The following is a 16,896-nucleotide window of genomic DNA, read 5'->3' as shown; positions in this document are numbered from 1 at the left end:
ATTAATATACTTAATAACTGATTTTCCTTTTCAAAGGGGAGTAGCGTTAGGGTTCGCCCTAAAACAAAGTCGTCATTACGTGGATGTTAAACATTCATCGGCTTTGTTGACATGATTTCATGTTCAGCAAGACCTTTGCCTATATGGCAGAGGTCTTTTTATTTTGCCAATGCCAATAGGAAGGAAATACTAACTATTGGAGGTTGAATGGATGGAAGCATCAATATTATTGGAGTATGGCTGGGTCCTTCTTATCTTGGTTGGTTTGGAAGGGATACTTGCTGCGGATAATGCAGTCGTCATGGCTGTAATGGTTAAGCATTTGCCAAAAGAACAACAGCGAAAAGCCTTGTTTTATGGTTTAATGGGAGCTTTTGTTTTCCGCTTTGCAAGTTTATTCCTTATTTCCTTTCTTGTCGACGTGTGGCAAGTTCAAGCGATCGGTGCGATTTATTTACTTTTCATTGCCTTTCAGAACATTTACAAAAAATACGCCGGTAAAGGTGAGAAGGAAATCACGAAACCCAAAAAGCAATCTGGCTTCTGGATGACCGTGGTAAAGGTTGAAGCGGCAGATATAGCTTTCGCAATCGATTCCATGTTGGCTGCCGTCGCACTGGCTGTTACACTTCCTGCTACAGGCTGGATGAAAGTCGGCGGTATTGACGGAGGGCAATTCGCTGTCATGTTTCTCGGAGGTTTGATTGGATTGGTCATTATGCGATTTGCAGCAAATGGATTCGTGAAGCTGCTTCATCAGCGTCCTTCACTTGAAATGGCAGCATTTTTGATTGTGGGGTGGGTTGGAGTGAAATTGGCGGTACACACACTCGCACACCCTTCACTGGCTGTCATCGATCATCATTTTCCTGAATCAACTCTTTGGAAATCGATTTTCTGGACCTTTTTGATTGGAATTGCAGCAGGTGCATGGATCATTTCAAGCAAAAAAGAAAAAAAAGAAAAAGAAGAGAAAAAAATACAGGAAGCTTAAAAATAAATGGGCGTGCTGGTCACGCCTAGAGTTTGTAAACACAAGGGGTTGTATCTAAATTTCAAAACAAAGTTGATTGGAACGGAGGGAGCGAGACTCCTGCGGGGAAAGTGCGCCGAGGAGGCTCCCGGACCGCCCGCGGAAAGCGAGTGCCTGGAGTGAAAGTCAGCTTTTGTATTTTAAACCTTCATAAAAACTGACACAAACTTGGTTTTCATCGAGTCTGCAGGCGTGGTGCTGGTCACGCTTTTTTTTTTGCTTTTTAATGTATTTATGTAGATGACCCTCAAAAGCGCAGGTATGTTTACGTATGATATGTTAAAAGATGTGAATATTAAATTCTGGTTATAAAAATGACATTTGTCCCATTGAATTGGACGAAAATCCGAAAAAAGTTATTTTACTGTAATTGCACTGTAATAAACGAGAAAAAACTAAGTATTTTATCATGTTGATATATTATGTGATTTCATTTAAATCGCAAAAATAGTTCTTTTGGTACTGTCTTTTAGACTCCCTCCGCTTAAGATAAGTATGTTGATGCGTATTTTATGTTCAACAGGAGCGAGGTGAGCAAATGCTTGGTTTGTTGTTTACAGCATTCAAAAAAAAGCGTTCTTTAGAAGAAACCGTATTGAAAATTCAACAAGGCGATATTAGCCTTCGTAATGATACTATAGAGTCATTCAAACCTTTTATTGCGAAAACCGTCTCATCGGTTTGCAAACGGTACATATATGAATCAGATGATGAATTCAGTATTGGTATGATTGCTTTTAACGAGGCAATCGATAAATATTCCCCGGAAAAAGGCCGTTCTTTATTGGCATTTGCCGAAACCCTCGTTAAACGAAGGGTTATAGATTATTTAAGAAGCCAGTCAAAACAAAAAGAAGTTTTATTGGATTTATCATTGAATGATGATAATGATCAAAGCCATATATATATCGATAATGAAAATTCAATCAATGAATACGAGAAGCAGAAGGAATCGGAAAGAAGAAAAGAAGAAATTCATCTTTATATAAGCCATCTACAGGATTTTGGTCTGTCATTTGAGGATTTAGTTGAAAACTCTCCCAAACATGCAGATGCCAGGAAGGGAGCTATCATGATCGCTAAATTGTTAATGGAAGATGACGAACTGAAAGAAACCCTTTTTGCAAAAAAACGGCTGCCCGTAAAACAGCTTGAGGGAAAAGTGGAAGTAAGCAGAAAAACGATTGAACGGAATAGAAAATACATCATTGCTGTGGCTATCATATTAAACGGAGATTTTTTGTATTTGAATGATTATATAAAAGGGGCTATCGATGAATGAAAAAAGGAGTTATTCTTTCAGTTAATAAGCGATATGTAACCCTATTGACCCCAGAGGGTGAATTTCTGAAAACCAAAAGGCAGGAACGGGTATATGAAGTGGGTGAGGAAATCACTTTTTCACCTGCTGAACAAAAGTTCACTTTAGCTTTTTCCAATTTTCATTCATCTTTCAAAAAAACGGCCGTGCTAAGCATTGCTTCCACCTTCTTGATACTCTTTTCGATTCTTCCTTCTTATTTCTCTGGTCCCGTGTCGGCATATATGACGATAGATGTGAATCCAAGCATTGAATTGGAGCTCGACGATGATTTAGATGTTCTCAAACTTACCGGTTTAAATGAAGACGGCAAGCTTGTGATTGATCATCTGAAGGACTGGAAAGGCAAGAATATAAAGACTGTCACAAGCCGAATCGTTGAAACGACGAAGCAACTTGGTTATTTGAAGGGAAATAAACAAATAGTCGTTTCCACAACGTTATTGGAAAAAAATAAAGAGCTGGATAAGAATTTAAAAGAAGAGATAAAAGAAATATCTGAGCAGGATAATGTTTCTGATACAAGAATGAAAGTGATCCAGGCAACCAAAAGCGATTGGAAGCATGCAAGGGAACAAGGCATATCCACGGGTAAATATCTCGAAAAGAAGTTGAATGAAGATAAAGGAAAGGTAAAAGTCAATAAGAGGGAGCCAGCTCCAGCGCCAGATAAAAAAGTCGTAGAAAAGGTTGTTATTCCGAAAGAGAAGGGCGTAACGCTGAGTGCGGAAAACAAATCGGATGAGGGAAAGAAAAAAGAGAATGATTCAACTGAAATAAAGAAAGAGCCGGCCAATGAAGCCAAACCGACTGAAAAGAAAGGCCCGGAAAAGCAATTCACCAAAATTAAGGAGCAAACCGAACGGGTAGATACAATTGGAAAACGGAATGCCAAAAATGAAAACAAGGAAAAAAGCAAGGCAAAAGGAAAATCAAATAGCGATCACAGCAACCAATCAAAGAACAAGCGGAAAAATGAAAAAAATGATAAAAAGTCCGAAGTGAAAAAAGTTCCAATAGCAAAAAAAAAGTATAATAATGATCATGAAAAGCACGGCAGGAATGATGAAAAGGGTAAGCAAAATAATCAGGATAGGCATGATAAACAAGGTGAGCAAGATATCCATGATAAGCAATATAAACAAGATAAGAAAGATTGGGATAACTCGAAATGGGGTAAAGGCAATAATGGAAACGGAAATGGACATAATGATTAAAAAGAGTCCAGCATGCAGCTGGACTCTTAGCCATGGATATTAAATTGTAATGAAAATTATTGACCTTTAAGTTGAGATTGTGCTTGTTGTACAAGACGTTTCGTGATTTCTCCGCCAACTGAACCATTGGCACGTGCTGAAGTATCGGAACCTAATTGTACACCGAATTCAGATGCAATTTCATATTTGATTTGTTCTAATGCTTGTTCGATTCCAGGAACAAGAAGGTTGTTACTGCTGTTAGCCATTTGAATCTCCCCTTTACTTTTTCAACGGCTATTGCCGCTGTATTGATAGTATAAGTAGAATGCGGAGTTTTACTTATATGAGCAGCATCAAACTTATTGGTAAACCTGCCTATTTGTTGTAAGTAAGTCAGTTTTAAAAGAGAATGGAAAAAAGAATGAAAAAAGAATCAAAAAAGGGTAAACTAGATTTTTAGTGGTTATGTGATTCACATAACTATAAAGGAGTAAGAAAGGAAACTCTTTATGTTTGCTATCAAAAAAATATTATCTAAGTTAACACCCGCTCAGCTTATCGTCGGTTATTACTTTTTGGCCGTAAGTATCTCGACCATACTGTTGAGTCTGCCGGTTGCTCTTAAGCCAGGCGTGGAATTTAAATTCATGGATGCATTATTCACAGCCGTAAGTGCAGTTAGTGTGACTGGTCTAACAGTTGTTAGTTTACCCGAAGTGTATAATGAGGTAGGCTATTTCATTCTAATGTTTGTTCTCCAATTTGGCGGTATTGGCATTATGACACTTGGAACGTTTTTCTGGCTGATTTTGGGTAAGAAAATCGGATTGAAGGAAAGACAATTGATCATGACAGATCAAAACCAATCGAATCTTTCGGGGCTTGTTAAATTATTGATTCAAATCATTCAGATATTTGTAGTTATTGAAATGATTGGAGCTCTTGTTTTAGGCTTGTACTTCTTGAATTATTTTCCCAACTGGCAAGAAGCCTTTTTAAATGGCTTATTTTTAGCCATAAGTGCCACCACGAATGCTGGTTTTGATATTACCGGTATTTCAATGATTCCATTTAAAGACGATTATTTTGTACAGTTCATCACGATTATCCTGCTTACCCTTGGAGCTATCGGATTTCCTGTCCTGATTGAGTTGAAAGAATTTTTATCCAATAAAGCCCGTACGTATAAGTTTCATTTTTCTTTGTTCACGAAGCTGACATCAGTCACTTTCTTTTCCCTTATCATTGGGGGAACGATCCTGATTTACTTGCTGGAAATGAACGGGTTTTTTAAAGATAAGGGCTGGCATGAATCTTTTTTTTACTCTCTATTTATGTCATCGAATACGAGAAGTGGCGGCCTTGCAACGATGAATGTGAGCGATTTCTCGGAACCGACCCTTTTATTGCTGAGCATTTTGATGTTCATTGGAGCATCCCCAAGTTCAGTCGGGGGAGGGATACGGACAACGACTCTGGCCATCATGATTCTATTTTTATGGAATTTCATGAGGGGAAGGCGTTCCATTAAAGTGTTCAAGCGGGAGATTCATCCCGATGATATTCGAAAGGCAACAGCAGTTATGATCATGGGATCGCTCCTTTGCATAATCGCGGTCTTCATTTTATCGATTACTGAGAATTTTACTTTGATGCAAATCATTTTTGAAGTATGTTCAGCTTTTGGTTCCGTTGGACTTTCAATGGGAATTACGCCTGAACTCAGTAATATCGGTAAAATCGTCATTATGGTCATTATGTTCATTGGCCGTGTCGGGATAACGTCCCTCCTGTATATCATAGGCCATAAAGAAGTTACGGAAATTTATCATTATCCAAAGGAACGTGTCATCATTGGGTGATTGATTTGAGTAGAACAATACCTTTCCATCAGGAGAGGTTTTTTGTTTTGTTTGCAGGAATCATGGACAAAATGTTGAAATTTACCTATAAGTGAGTATTCAACATTCAAACATACAAAAATATTGCCCTCTTACTTTGAAATCATTCGGACGAAGTATAAATCATTTTGGTGAGGAGGTGGAAGAGATGAAGAAATATACTGGAAGGATTTTTGTCCCAGCCCTTTTCTTCCTATTGATATTACCCTATATAGGGTGGCTGGGAAATGAGGAACGAAGGTTTTCCGCCTTTGCAGGAATTTATTTAATCGTAATTTTAGCCATTTCCTGGTGTTTGGGTGCCATCTTCGATCATAACCGGAAAACGATTGCTTTGTTGCAGGATAGTGAAGGGCGTTATCGCATCATTTCCAATTACTCTAAAGAATTGATCAATAGCTTCAATGAGGTCATTTTCCAAACGGATGAGAAAGGGAAATGGTTATATTTAAACCCGGCATGGAAATCGATGAGTGGTGCAACCGTGAATGAATCCCTGGGGCTTCACTTTTCCAAACATATGGATAACGCTTCTTATCAAGATGTATTGAAGACCTTTGCGGACTCCTTTCACCGAGGGGATAAATATTTTCGTGCGGACATTAAACTAAATGCGAAAAAGGGAACAAGTTGGGTTGAAGCATTCGTTAAACTAATTTACGATGACGCTGGGAAATTCATCGGGACGGCGGGCATATTATCGGAAATCAATGAACGTAAACATGCGGAGGAGAAGCTTGTGAGCCTAAACGAACACTTGGCAATCACTTCAAGCAAATTATCAACGGCTGCCCAACTTGCGGCAGGGATTGCACATGAGGTTAGGAATCCGATGACAGCGATAATGGGATTCGTGAAGTTGATTAAAGATGGCGGTTCCGAAAAGCAGGAGTACTATGATATTATTTTTTCGGAAATAAATCGAATCGAGCAAGTGCTGAATGAACTCTTGCTGCTATCGAAACCTGCTGAGGCGGTTTTTCTTGAGAAGGATTTAAAGGAAAGCTGCAACCATGTCGTAACGCTGTTGGAGACAAATGCCGTACTGAACAATATTCAAATACATAAAAATTATGATTCAGAACCTATTTTTATGTACTTTGATGAAAACCAAATCAAGCAAGTATTAATAAACATGATAAAAAATTCCATAGAATCGATGCCGAATGGCGGAAGTATTTTTGTGAGCATAAATGAAAAAAGTGGGGAAGTTTTTTTGAGCATTTTGGATGAAGGGGAGGGTATCCCGGAAAACTCCCTTCAAAAAGTAGGAGAACCATTTTTCACTACAAAAACATCAGGAACGGGATTGGGTCTTTCCGTTTGTTTTAGAATCATCGAAAAGCACGGCGGAAAAGTTTTCATCACTAGTGAACTGAAAAAAGGTACCAAAATCGTTTGTATACTTCCAACCGTCCAACAAAGCGAATACAGTGAGAACGAAAAGTTCCGGATGCAGGGCAACGAATGACAAGAAAATAATGATTTAATCGTTGAAAAAATCTGAATATTATGTATATAATTTAAGAGTCATAACATACTAACCGGTTAGTAGGTTTAAAAGGAGGAATTCAATTTGAACTTTGAACATACTCAAAAGGTGAAAGATCTGGAAAAGAAGTTAACGGAATTCATGGAAAAGCACGTTTACCCAAATGAAACAATATACAAAAAGCAGCTTGAAGCACAGAAGAGCCGCTGGAATGAAATACCCCCGATATTATCTGAATTGACGGCAAAAGCAAAAGAAGAAGGATTATGGAATTTATTTTTACCTGATAGCGGTTATGGCGCGGGTTTAACAAATCTAGAGTATGCCCCGCTTTGTGAAATCATGGGTAGGTCGATGATAGGGCCTGAAATCTTCAACTGTAATGCTCCGGACACTGGTAATATGGAAGTATTGGTGAGATACGGTTCAGATGAACATAAAGAGCGCTGGCTGAAGCCCTTGCTTGCTGGGGAAATCCGTTCGTGCTTCTCGATGACAGAACCGGAAGTGGCGTCTTCCGATGCGACCAATATCGAATGCAGGATAGAAAAGACGGGTAATGAGTATGTCATAAACGGCCGAAAATGGTGGTCTTCAGGAGCAGGCGATCCCCGATGCAAGATTGCCATCGTCATGGGGAAGACAGATCCTGAGGCGTCCAAGCATGAACAACAGTCCATGATTCTTGTACCGCTGGATACACCGGGTGTCAAAATCGAGAGAATGCTCCCTGTGTTTGGTTATGATCATGCCCCACATGGCCATGCCGAAATCACTTTTGAAAATGTACGGGTCCCGGCAACGAATATTCTTTGGGGGGAAGGCAAAGGATTTGCAATTGCCCAAGGAAGACTCGGACCCGGAAGGATACATCACTGCATGAGGCTGATAGGCGCTGCTGAAAGAGCTCTTGAAGAATTATGTAAGCGCATTCAAAATCGTGTCGCTTTTGGTAAAACATTGGCGAGACAAGGTGTGGTCATGGAGTGGGTTGCTGATTCACGCATTGAAATCGAACAAGCAAGACTGCTGACCTTAAAAGCTGCTTATATGATGGATACTGTCGGGAACAAGGAAGCGAAGGCAGAGATCGCCATGATAAAAGTGGTGGCACCAAATATGGCATTGAATGTGCTGGACAGGGCCATCCAAGGCTTTGGAGCTGCAGGGATTTCCGATGATTTCCCTTTTGCTGCACATTGGGCAAATGCACGGACTTTAAGGCTTGCTGATGGTCCCGATGAAGTTCATCGTTCACAAGTTGCCAAGATAGAACTTCGAAAATACCAACAAAAGCATGAGGTGAAAATATGAAAGTTACCGACTTATTCGATCTAACTGGAAAGACGGCGATCATAACCGGTGGAGGGAGAGGATTGGGAGCACAAATAGCGACCGGTTTTGCCGAAGCTGGGGCAAATGTCGTTCTTTGTTCACGGAAGAAGGAGGCATGCGACGAAGTTGCTTCACAAATCGAAAAGCTTGGAGTCAAGGCGCTTTCCCTTAAGTGCGATATCACCAATCCGTCAGATGTACAGGAAGTTGTTAACGAAACATACCGTGAATTTGGTGCCATCGACATTTTAGTGAACAATAGCGGGGCATCTTGGGGGGCACCAGCCGTCGACATGCCCCTTGAAGCATGGCAGAAGGTGATGAATGTCAATGTAACCGGAACTTTTATCATGAGCCAGACAACAGGCAGGGTCATGATAGAACAGGGGCATGGGAAAATCATAAACATCGCTTCCGTTGCCGGATTGGGAGGGACCGACCCGAGGGTGCTCGATACGGTCGGATATAATACGAGTAAAGGGGCGGTCATTACTTTAACGAAGGATTTAGCTGTTAAATGGGGTCAGCATAATATCAATGTTAATGCAATCGCACCTGGATTCTTTCCCACAAAAATGACGAAAGGGGTTCTTGAGCAAGGAAAGAATCCTATCTTGGATTCCACACCGCTAAAAAGATTAGGGAGTGATGATGATTTGAAAGGGGCAGCGGTTTTCCTGGCTTCAAAGGCATCCGATTTTGTGACTGGAAATATCTTGGTTGTTGATGGGGGTTCACATGCAAAGTGATGAAAGGTAAGTAAATATGGCTGGAGGGTATGAAATGATGAATGAAAAGAAATGGCTTTCCGTTTATCCTGATTCAATTTCAAAGGAAATAAAAGTCCCTGAGTTTCCGATGCAAAGGATCCTTCAAAATGCATGTAAGTCTTATCCAAACAATACAGCTATTACCTTTTATGACCGAAAGATATCCTATCAGGAACTTTTTCATGCGTCGCAAGACTTTGCTTCAGCCTTGCAAAAAAAAGGTGTTCAAAAAGGCGATCGTGTCGCCATCATGCTACCGAACTGTCCGCAATACGTGATCGCTTATTATGGATCGTTGGCAACAGGAGCCATTATCACCCAAATCAACCCAATGCTGGTTGAAAGGGAGCTGCAACATATTTTACAGGACTCCGGTGCTGAAACGATCGTTGTATTGGATGGATTGTACCCGAAAGTGAAAAGTGTGCAGCAACATGCAAACCTGAAAAATATCATCGCCGTAAGCCTTCAGCCTTCGGATGCAGATTTCCAGCCTGATGCTTCATTTGAACAGTTCATGAAGACAGGGGACGGCAAAATCAATCACGTATCAATCGATCCGGAAAATGATATAGCCGTTCTTCAGTATACAGGAGGAACGACCGGCCGATCAAAAGGGGCGATGCTGACTCACAGCAATATTCTGGCCAATGTCGTTCAATCGTATGAATTTTTTAAGCATGAATTAAAAATGGGTTCTGAAAGAACGCTGTCGGTCATCCCGCTTTTTCATGTTTTTGGAATGACATCCGCAATGAATTTATCCGTGTATATCGCGGGTGATTCCATTATGCTGCCACGATTTGAAATAGAAGAAGTGCTGGAAACGATTAAACGTGAACAGCCGACCACTTTTCCTGGAGTACCGACCATGTATGTAGCTTTGACGAATCATCCAAAGGCGGAAGAATATGGAATGGGCTCAATTCAGGTCTGTAACAGCGGAAGTGCTCCGATGCCCATGGAACTGCTACGTGAGTTCGAACGGAAATCAGGTGCGAAGATATTGGAAGGCTACGGTCTTACGGAAGCTTCGCCAACAACGCATTGTAACCCGGCATTTGCAAAAAGGAAGCCTGGGAGCGTCGGAATTGGTTTCCCTTCGACTGAATATAAAGTGATGGACCTGGGAGACGGGACAAAAGAAATGGCCCCTGGTGAATTGGGGGAATTGATCGTCAAAGGACCTCAAGTGATGAAAGGTTACTGGAATATGCCGGAGGAAACGGCGGTGACCCTTAGGGATGGTTGGCTTTATACGGGTGATATCGCCAAGGTTGATGAAGACGGTTACCTCTATATTGTCGACAGGAAAAAAGATTTGATCATCGCAAGTGGTTATAACATCTATCCGAGAGATGTGGAAGAAGTTCTTTATGAACATCCTGCTGTCCAGGAAGCGGTCGTCATCGGAGTTCCAGATGCTTACCGAGGGGAGTCGGTAAAAGCTGTGCTTGTACTTAAAAATAATAAAACGGCAAATGAACGGGAAATCATCGATTACTGCCGAGCAAACCTATCGGCTTATAAAGTTCCGCAGTTCGTTGAATTTCGTGAAGAGTTACCGAAAACAAATGTCGGAAAGATTCTAAGGCGGGCTTTAAGGGAAGAACTTTCCAGAAAATAAGAGGGCTTTGATAGTACGAACGCGTATGATATCAATTCAGCTGAAATTTTAACAGATTGCGAGGATACAAACATGAAAGAAAAAATGACAGAACATAGCATACGCTTATTTGAAAAGAAGGGCTTTAGTGAAACGTCGATTTCCGATATCGTTGAGTCGGTCGGGGTTACGAAGGGAACGTTTTATTATTACTTTACGAGCAAAGAGCAATTGCTAATGGATATTCATCTAGCTTATATAGACGAGTTGCTTAGTGAGCAGGAAATAATCATGTTGGAGCCTGGGAAGAGCTGTAAGGATATGCTTTTCGATATGGTATTGATGCTTTTGAAGAGCATCAAAACCAAAAAATCCAGTGCAACGGTCTTTTTCCGTGAAATGAAAAATCTAAGTGACGAAAAACTTGCACAAATCCTTCCTAAGCGTGATGAGTTCCGTAAAAAAATCGAGCAAGTGCTGATTGGCGGCATCGAGAGCGGAGAACTACGTTCCAATCTCGATGCATCCATCATCTCTTTTGCTATTTTGGGTGTGGCCAATTGGAGCTATCATTGGTTCGATCCGGAAGGTGAAAAAACCGAACAGGAAGTTGCAGCCATTTTTATGGGGATGATTCTGCATGGAATCGAGGCGTGAGCAGGTTACATACTAACCAGTTAGTAGAAGGGAGATAGAAGGCATGTCCAACAAGCAAATTCAATCAATAACCGTAATTGGTGCCGGGCAGATGGGGCATCAAATTGCGATGCTAGCTGCACTTGGGGGTTACGAAACGATTCTTCAGGATGTTCAGGAGGACGCGTTGAATACAGCCCAAGAAAAGTTGGATGTCATTTTGACTAAATGGGTTCAAAAAGGGAAATTGTCTGAAGATCGTAAGTTGGCTGCTTTTAGCCGGCTGCAATATACAACCGATCTTGAGAAGGCGGCCAGTGGAGCTGATTTGATCATTGAAGCGGTTGTTGAAAAACTTGATGTGAAACGGGAAGTCTTCACTAGACTTGAAGAATTGGCCCCAGCAGAAACCATTTTTGCAACGAATAGTTCAACGATTGTCAATAGCCTGATTGCGAGTGTGACGAAGCGTCCGGATAAGTTCATTAATATGCATTTCTTTTTCCCGCCTTTAATAATGGATTGTGTTGAAGTTGTCATGAGTGATCAAACATCGGAGGAAACAGCGAAGCTTGCGATGGGGGTCACAGAGAAAATGAATAGGACAGGAGTTTTGTTGAGGAAAGAGATATCGGGATTCGTAGCAAACCGAATTTTGGGAGCTTTGCAGCGTGAGGCCTTACATTTGTATGAAGAAGGGATCGTGGACTATAGGGATATCGATTTAATTTGCAGGAAAGCCTTAGGCCATCCCATCGGCCCTTTTGAACTGATGGATCTATCAGGTATTGATGTAGGATATTTTGTCATGCAGCAGCGATACAATGAAACAGGAAATCCTGAGGACAAGCCAAATGCTTGCATAGAAGAAAAGGTGAATAAAGGACAATTAGGAAGGAAAACCGGAAAAGGCTGGTATGATTATCCAAACCAAGGAGTGAAGAATTGATGACAAAATTTATTAAAGTGGTTAAGGAAAATAAGCTTGCGGTCATCACCATCGATAATCCTCCATTAAACGTAATCAGTAAACAAGTATTCAGAGAATTAGGGGAAACGTTCGATGAACTTTCAAAAGATACTGAAACTGTGGCAGTACTCATAACCGGTGCAGGCAATATCGCATTTGCGGCTGGTGCTGATATAAAAGAATTCCCTAATATGATGGGGAACCCGAATATGAAAGAAATGGTAAAGGAAAGTCATGCAGTCCTAACCAAAATCGATCAGTTACCTAAACCTACGATAGCTGTATTAAATGGCCTGACTTTGGGCGGAGGATGCGAACTGGCTCTGGCCTGTGATTTGCGAGTGGCAGAAACACAGGTTCAAATTGGTCTGCCTGAAGTGAAATTGGGATTATTTCCTGGAGCTGGCGGTACACAGCGTTTGTCCAGACTTGTAGGGAATGCAAAAGCAAAAGAGATTATATTTACCGGTGATCCGCTTGGTGCCATTGAAGCGGAAAAAATCGGGCTTGTCAATAAAGTCGTTGAGCAAGGCTGCGGTTTGTCGGAAGCGAAAATCTTGGCCTCACGATTGACAAGGCACTCACTTCAGGCACTTTCGAGAATCAAGAAAGCGATTGATGAAGGAAGTGAGGCAACTCTTGAACAAGGTCTAGAGATTGAAACGAATCTTTTTGAAGAAATCTTCCAAACTGAGGATGTTAAAGAAGGGGTTTCCGCCTTCTTGGATAAACGTAAACCTGCTTTTGTACATCGTTAATCAAGGAGGGATTTTATGCATGAATTCGAAATCAATGTTCGTTTTTCCGAAACGGATGCCTTGGGCCACATCAATAACACAAGCTATTTCATTTATCTCGAAGAAGCACGCATGAAATTTTTTGAAGCTTTGGGCGTAGCGACGAATGTTGAATCATGGAACTTTTTGTTAGCTTCCACTAAATGCGACTTTATTGCTCAGGGATATTTCAATCAATTCTTGACCATTCGTTCATCTATAAAAAAGGTAGGTACGAAAAGTTGTGAAATGGTTCATGATATCCACTGCTCGCAAACTGGGGAAGTCATTGCCAAGGGTAGTGCTGTTTTAGTCTGTTTTAATTTTTTGAATCAAAAAAGTGAGCCTATCCCTGAAATGATTAAAGAAAAGCTCATTTCACATCTTGTTCAAAATTAGAATGACAAAATTCTAAAGGAGTGGAAGAACATGGTTGACGATACGATTCCTGTTCGGCCCGGCGAGGAACTGGATGTTGGTGCACTAGAAGGTTTCCTAAGAAAAAATATATTGGACCTTCCAAATGGACCGTTAGAATTGCAACAGTTTTCAACGGGCTATTCCAATTTGACCTATCAGCTGAAAATGGGCGAATGGGAGGCTGTTCTCAGAAGGCCCCCGCTTGGCCCTGTTGCTCCAAAGGCACATGATATGAAGCGTGAACATCATATCCTTTCCTCAATCCACCCATATTTCCAAGCGGCGCCCGAGCCTATTCTGTTCTCGGATGATGAATCGATTGCGGGGTCCCCTTTTTTCCTAATGGAAAGGAAACATGGAATAGTAATAGATACCGAATTTCCAAAGGAAATCGAGCCAACGGTCGAAAAGTGCCGACAGCTTTCTCATGTCATGGTCAATCGGCTTGCTGATCTTCACTCGATTCCCTTTGAGAAAACCGGGTTGGCGGAAATATCCAAACCTGAAGGATTCATTGAAAGACAAGTGCACGGATGGATTTCCCGCTATGAGAGAGCAAAAACTGATGAAATCAAGGAAATTCGACCGCTTATCGATTATTTTCAACAGAATATCCCGAAACATAGCCAGACTTCCATTATCCATTATGATTATAAGATTAATAATGCCATGTTTAACAAGGACCTTACAGAGATGGTTGGTTTATTTGATTGGGAAATGTCCACCGTTGGTGATCCGTTAGCCGATCTAGGAGTGGCTTTAAGTTACTGGACGGATAGCGGTGATCCCGAACTTATCAAAATCGGTGTCGGTCAAGCGTCCATCACGACTTTAGCTGGTTTCCCGACACGAAGGGAATTCATCGAGATGTATGCAGCGAGAAGCGGAAGGGATGTTTCCAACGTCGATTTTTATTTAACATTTGGTTACTTTAAGTTGGCCGTCATTCTTCAGCAAATCTATTATCGATATAAAAAGGGCCAGACTAAGGATCCCCGTTTTTCCACTCTCGGAAAAACGGTTAAAAGCTTACTCACTCATGCAGCAAATGTATCTGCGAAGGAAGTTTAATACAATGGAATATAAACAAAACATTCATTTACTGCTAAAAAAAGAAGAGATAGATGGGAAAAAGCTTCAAGAAGGGGAGAAAGTCGTGGTCGTACTTGATGTGTTATTAGCGACCACTACGATTATTTCAGCACTTCATGAGGGAGCACGCCAGGTGATCCCCGTCATGGATCCAGTGGATGCAATGGTGAAAAGCAAGGAATTGGACCATGGGGATTTTGTAGTGGCAGGGGAACTAAAAGCTAAGCCGGTTGAGGATTTAATGTATCCAAGTCCGACCCTATTGAGTAAGTTGGTACCTGGCAAAACATTAATACTGTCCACGACTAATGGAACGGTTGCGCTGAGGAATTCAGCCGCTGCCAAAAAGGTGTATATCGCATCCTTGTTGAATAATCCGTCTGTTGCGGAAAAAATAACAAAAAATCATAAAACAGAATCGATCATCATTGTTTGTTCGGGAAACTCAGGTGAATTCAGTCTGGAGGACTTTTACGGTGCAGGCCATTTGATAGATTGCCTGATTGCCGGATCTCGAGGCTCGTTCATACTCAACGATGCAGCCAAGGCAGCCAATGCACTTTATCGCAAGAATAGCGAAAATGCCTTTGATATCCTGAAATCATCGTTTGTCGGACAGTTGTTTGATAAACATAGCTTGATCGCCGATTTGGAATTGGCGGCGCAAAAAGGTTCGATGGATCTTGTCCCAGAGCTAGTGGATGGAAGGATCGAAGCTGAATTGAAAAAGCAGGAAACGTAGTTCAAATTCCAGATAAGGAGTGAAGGGGATGAGGTTTTCACAATCAATAGCGGTGGTGACAGGTGCAGGTTCCGGTATTGGAAAGGCTACAGCGATGCGCTTGTCGGACGAAGGGGCAAAAGTGTTGCTGGTAGGGAGGACGAAAGGAAAGTTGGAGGAAGCAGCTGCAGAAATCAATAGCAGGCACACGATTCCCATGGCTGACATTTTCGCTGCAGATGTTACCGTAGAGGAAGAGGTGAAAAAGCTGGCCATGTATGTGAAGGAACATTATCGTGACCTTCACATTTTGATCAATAACGCAGGTGGATCAAAGTCATCGAAGCTTTTGGATACTTCTGCAGCTGATTGGGACATGATTCAACAAGTCAATTTGAAAAGTGTCTTTCTTGTTTCCAAGTACTTGGGGAAAGTGATGGAAGAAAAAGCGGGCAGTGGAAATGAAGCCACCAATCGGGCAATCGTGAATGTGGCTTCACTGTCAGGACATCAGGCAGGGGCATTCATCCCGCATTACAGCTCTGCTAAAGCAGGAGTCATCAGTTTAACGAAATCACTGGCATTGGAACTCGCAGCAGCCGGCATTCGGGTCAATTCCGTATCACCGGGATTCATTGAAACGCCATTAACGGAGGATAAATTGCAGAATGAAAAATTCGTAAAGTCGATCCGTCGGAACACGGCACTGGAAAGAGTGGGGAAAGCGGAGGAAATAAGTAATGTCATTACCTTTGCCGCTTCCTCGGAGGCTTCTTATATGACTGGGACGGATTTATTGGTGGATGGCGGCTGGTTGATCAAATAGAAAAGGGGATGGGTAAATGTTAAAAGAACACTTATTGAGAGAAGTAATCGATAATGTAATGATCCTGACTTTGAATCGTCCTGAAAGCCTAAATGCATTTAGTCCGGATATGATCGCAAGCTTGACGAAAGCGATTAAGGATGTAAAATATACACCACATATAAGGGCCGTCATCATCAAAGGGGCGGGAAGGTCGTTCACTGCAGGAGGAGACGTAAAGTCGATGGGGAAGTCCTCTGCAGGTCAGTTGTACGATCATGTCGGCAGAATGAACGAATGCATTTTGGCTCTGGATGCTTCTGAGGTTCCCGTAATCGCAGCCGTCCATGGATTTGCGGCAGGGGCAGGATTCAATTTGGCACTCGCTTGTGATTTGATCGTGGCTTCCGATGATAGTCAATTTGCCATGAGTTTTTCACAGGTAGGCCTGATTTCTGATGGAGGGGGTTCTTATTTCTTACCTAAATTAGTGGGGCCCCACCTTGCAAAGCAGCTCTTCTTTTCTGCCGAACCGATTTCCGCGGAGCGCTTATACCAGTTAGGTGTCATTAATTATATTTATCCACTCGATCAACTTGAAGAAGAATCATTGAAACTTGCGGAAAAGCTGGCAAATGGACCGACTAAAGCTTATGGAATGATGAAAAAGCTCGTTAGCCATTCATTTACGGCTACACTTGATGAAATACTCGAACAGGAGCGCATCACACAAACCTTGATGGCTTCTACAGAAGATCATCTAGAGGGAGTTTCAGCATTCAAAGAGAAGAGAAAACCGGAATTCACAGGAAATTAATA

General features: G+C 41.6%; 17 protein-coding genes. 16 read left to right on the top strand and 1 reads right to left on the bottom strand.

Annotated elements, in window-relative coordinates; all coding sequences use genetic code 11:
* Positions 1 to 211: 211 nt before the first annotated feature.
* The 3 genes from ACQKNS_RS05920 (at position 212) to ACQKNS_RS05910 (ending at position 3,571) form a co-directional block, all read left to right on the top strand.
* On the top strand, positions 212 to 994 hold the full coding sequence (locus tag ACQKNS_RS05920) for a TerC family protein (RefSeq protein WP_427641600.1): 783 nt from the start codon (positions 212 to 214) through the stop codon (positions 992 to 994).
* A 577-nt stretch (positions 995 to 1,571) separates the two neighbouring features.
* Entirely contained in the window at positions 1,572 to 2,315 is a 744-nt protein-coding gene (gene sigI / locus ACQKNS_RS05915) for an RNA polymerase sigma factor SigI (protein WP_427641599.1), read from the top strand.
* Entirely contained in the window at positions 2,312 to 3,571 is a 1,260-nt protein-coding gene (locus tag ACQKNS_RS05910) for an anti-sigma-I factor RsgI family protein (protein ID WP_427641598.1), read from the top strand. Before sigI ends, ACQKNS_RS05910 begins: the two co-directional genes overlap by 4 nt.
* A 56-nt stretch (positions 3,572 to 3,627) precedes the next feature.
* Here ACQKNS_RS05910 and ACQKNS_RS05905 read toward each other — a convergent pair whose 3' ends face one another.
* The gene (locus ACQKNS_RS05905; protein ID WP_034314196.1) at positions 3,628 to 3,819 is read right to left on the bottom strand and encodes an alpha/beta-type small acid-soluble spore protein; all 192 of its coding nucleotides are present in this window, start codon (positions 3,817 to 3,819) and stop codon (positions 3,628 to 3,630) included.
* Between the two features lie 243 nt (positions 3,820 to 4,062).
* On the opposite strand from ACQKNS_RS05905, the gene ACQKNS_RS05900 reads away from it, so the two are divergent.
* The 13 genes from ACQKNS_RS05900 (at position 4,063) to ACQKNS_RS05840 (ending at position 16,894) form a co-directional block, all read left to right on the top strand.
* On the top strand, positions 4,063 to 5,415 hold the full coding sequence (locus tag ACQKNS_RS05900; protein WP_427641597.1) for a TrkH family potassium uptake protein: 1,353 nt from the start codon (positions 4,063 to 4,065) through the stop codon (positions 5,413 to 5,415).
* A 187-nt stretch (positions 5,416 to 5,602) separates the two neighbouring features.
* Complete coding sequence (locus ACQKNS_RS05895) at positions 5,603 to 6,925, top strand: ATP-binding protein (protein WP_427641596.1); 1,323 nt, start codon at positions 5,603 to 5,605, stop codon at positions 6,923 to 6,925.
* A 105-nt stretch (positions 6,926 to 7,030) separates the two neighbouring features.
* Positions 7,031 to 8,260, top strand: coding sequence for an acyl-CoA dehydrogenase (locus tag ACQKNS_RS05890; protein WP_427641595.1), 1,230 nt, complete (start codon positions 7,031 to 7,033; stop codon positions 8,258 to 8,260).
* Positions 8,257 to 9,030, top strand: a complete 774-nt coding sequence (locus ACQKNS_RS05885; protein WP_427641594.1) for an SDR family oxidoreductase — start codon at positions 8,257 to 8,259, stop codon at positions 9,028 to 9,030. The genes ACQKNS_RS05890 and ACQKNS_RS05885 overlap by 4 nt, the downstream gene beginning before the upstream one ends.
* Positions 9,031 to 9,067: 37 nt before the next feature.
* On the top strand, positions 9,068 to 10,678 hold the full coding sequence (locus ACQKNS_RS05880) for a long-chain-fatty-acid--CoA ligase (RefSeq protein WP_427642144.1): 1,611 nt from the start codon (positions 9,068 to 9,070) through the stop codon (positions 10,676 to 10,678).
* 72 nt (positions 10,679 to 10,750) lie between these two features.
* Entirely contained in the window at positions 10,751 to 11,314 is a 564-nt protein-coding gene (locus ACQKNS_RS05875) for a TetR/AcrR family transcriptional regulator (RefSeq protein ID WP_427641593.1), read from the top strand.
* Positions 11,315 to 11,357: 43 nt separating this feature from the next.
* The gene (locus tag ACQKNS_RS05870) at positions 11,358 to 12,242 is read left to right on the top strand and encodes a 3-hydroxyacyl-CoA dehydrogenase family protein (protein WP_427641592.1); all 885 of its coding nucleotides are present in this window, start codon (positions 11,358 to 11,360) and stop codon (positions 12,240 to 12,242) included.
* On the top strand, positions 12,242 to 13,021 hold the full coding sequence (locus ACQKNS_RS05865) for an enoyl-CoA hydratase (protein ID WP_427641591.1): 780 nt from the start codon (positions 12,242 to 12,244) through the stop codon (positions 13,019 to 13,021). The genes ACQKNS_RS05870 and ACQKNS_RS05865 overlap by 1 nt, the downstream gene beginning before the upstream one ends.
* Before the next feature lie 15 nt (positions 13,022 to 13,036).
* Positions 13,037 to 13,438: an acyl-CoA thioesterase gene (locus ACQKNS_RS05860; protein ID WP_427641590.1), complete on the top strand. Its 402-nt coding sequence runs from the start codon at positions 13,037 to 13,039 to the stop codon at positions 13,436 to 13,438.
* Positions 13,439 to 13,468: 30 nt separating this feature from the next.
* Complete coding sequence (locus ACQKNS_RS05855) at positions 13,469 to 14,530, top strand: phosphotransferase family protein (protein WP_427641589.1); 1,062 nt, start codon at positions 13,469 to 13,471, stop codon at positions 14,528 to 14,530.
* 4 nt (positions 14,531 to 14,534) lie between these two features.
* Positions 14,535 to 15,293 carry a 2-phosphosulfolactate phosphatase gene (locus ACQKNS_RS05850; RefSeq protein WP_427641588.1) on the top strand — a complete coding sequence of 253 codons (759 nt, stop codon included), beginning with the start codon at positions 14,535 to 14,537 and terminating at the stop codon, positions 15,291 to 15,293.
* Between the two features lie 28 nt (positions 15,294 to 15,321).
* A complete protein-coding gene (locus ACQKNS_RS05845; protein WP_427641587.1) occupies positions 15,322 to 16,098 on the top strand; it encodes an SDR family NAD(P)-dependent oxidoreductase in 777 nt (258 codons plus the stop codon).
* Positions 16,099 to 16,114: 16 nt separating this feature from the next.
* Positions 16,115 to 16,894 (top strand): enoyl-CoA hydratase/isomerase family protein, encoded by a 780-nt coding sequence (locus tag ACQKNS_RS05840; RefSeq protein ID WP_427641586.1) that lies wholly within the window; start codon positions 16,115 to 16,117, stop codon positions 16,892 to 16,894.
* The last annotated feature ends 2 nt before the right edge of the window (positions 16,895 to 16,896 follow it).

The organism is Peribacillus sp. NPDC094092, assembly GCF_050279365.1.
Taxonomy (GTDB): domain Bacteria; phylum Bacillota; class Bacilli; order Bacillales; family DSM-1321; genus Peribacillus.
Note: the sequence above shows the minus strand (reverse complement) of the source record. Positions and strands in the feature narration are given on the sequence as shown.

Excerpts from the sequence above, each read along its gene's own strand:
- ACQKNS_RS05840 (WP_427641586.1), top strand. The coding sequence starts at position 16,115 with ATGTTAAAAGAACACTTATTGAGAGAAGTAATCGATAATGTAATGATC.
- ACQKNS_RS05880 (WP_427642144.1), top strand. The coding sequence starts at position 9,068 with ATGAATGAAAAGAAATGGCTTTCCGTTTATCCTGATTCAATTTCAAAG.
- ACQKNS_RS05875 (WP_427641593.1), top strand. The coding sequence starts at position 10,751 with ATGAAAGAAAAAATGACAGAACATAGCATACGCTTATTTGAAAAGAAG.
- ACQKNS_RS05905 (WP_034314196.1), bottom strand. The coding sequence starts at position 3,819 with ATGGCTAACAGCAGTAACAACCTTCTTGTTCCTGGAATCGAACAAGCA.
- ACQKNS_RS05895 (WP_427641596.1), top strand. The coding sequence starts at position 5,603 with ATGAAGAAATATACTGGAAGGATTTTTGTCCCAGCCCTTTTCTTCCTA.
- ACQKNS_RS05920 (WP_427641600.1), top strand. The coding sequence starts at position 212 with ATGGAAGCATCAATATTATTGGAGTATGGCTGGGTCCTTCTTATCTTG.
- ACQKNS_RS05910 (WP_427641598.1), top strand. The coding sequence starts at position 2,312 with ATGAAAAAAGGAGTTATTCTTTCAGTTAATAAGCGATATGTAACCCTA.
- ACQKNS_RS05845 (WP_427641587.1), top strand. The coding sequence starts at position 15,322 with ATGAGGTTTTCACAATCAATAGCGGTGGTGACAGGTGCAGGTTCCGGT.
- sigI (WP_427641599.1), top strand. The coding sequence starts at position 1,572 with ATGCTTGGTTTGTTGTTTACAGCATTCAAAAAAAAGCGTTCTTTAGAA.
- ACQKNS_RS05870 (WP_427641592.1), top strand. The coding sequence starts at position 11,358 with ATGTCCAACAAGCAAATTCAATCAATAACCGTAATTGGTGCCGGGCAG.
- ACQKNS_RS05900 (WP_427641597.1), top strand. The coding sequence starts at position 4,063 with ATGTTTGCTATCAAAAAAATATTATCTAAGTTAACACCCGCTCAGCTT.
- ACQKNS_RS05885 (WP_427641594.1), top strand. The coding sequence starts at position 8,257 with ATGAAAGTTACCGACTTATTCGATCTAACTGGAAAGACGGCGATCATA.
- ACQKNS_RS05850 (WP_427641588.1), top strand. The coding sequence starts at position 14,535 with ATGGAATATAAACAAAACATTCATTTACTGCTAAAAAAAGAAGAGATA.
- ACQKNS_RS05865 (WP_427641591.1), top strand. The coding sequence starts at position 12,242 with ATGACAAAATTTATTAAAGTGGTTAAGGAAAATAAGCTTGCGGTCATC.
- ACQKNS_RS05860 (WP_427641590.1), top strand. The coding sequence starts at position 13,037 with ATGCATGAATTCGAAATCAATGTTCGTTTTTCCGAAACGGATGCCTTG.
- ACQKNS_RS05855 (WP_427641589.1), top strand. The coding sequence starts at position 13,469 with ATGGTTGACGATACGATTCCTGTTCGGCCCGGCGAGGAACTGGATGTT.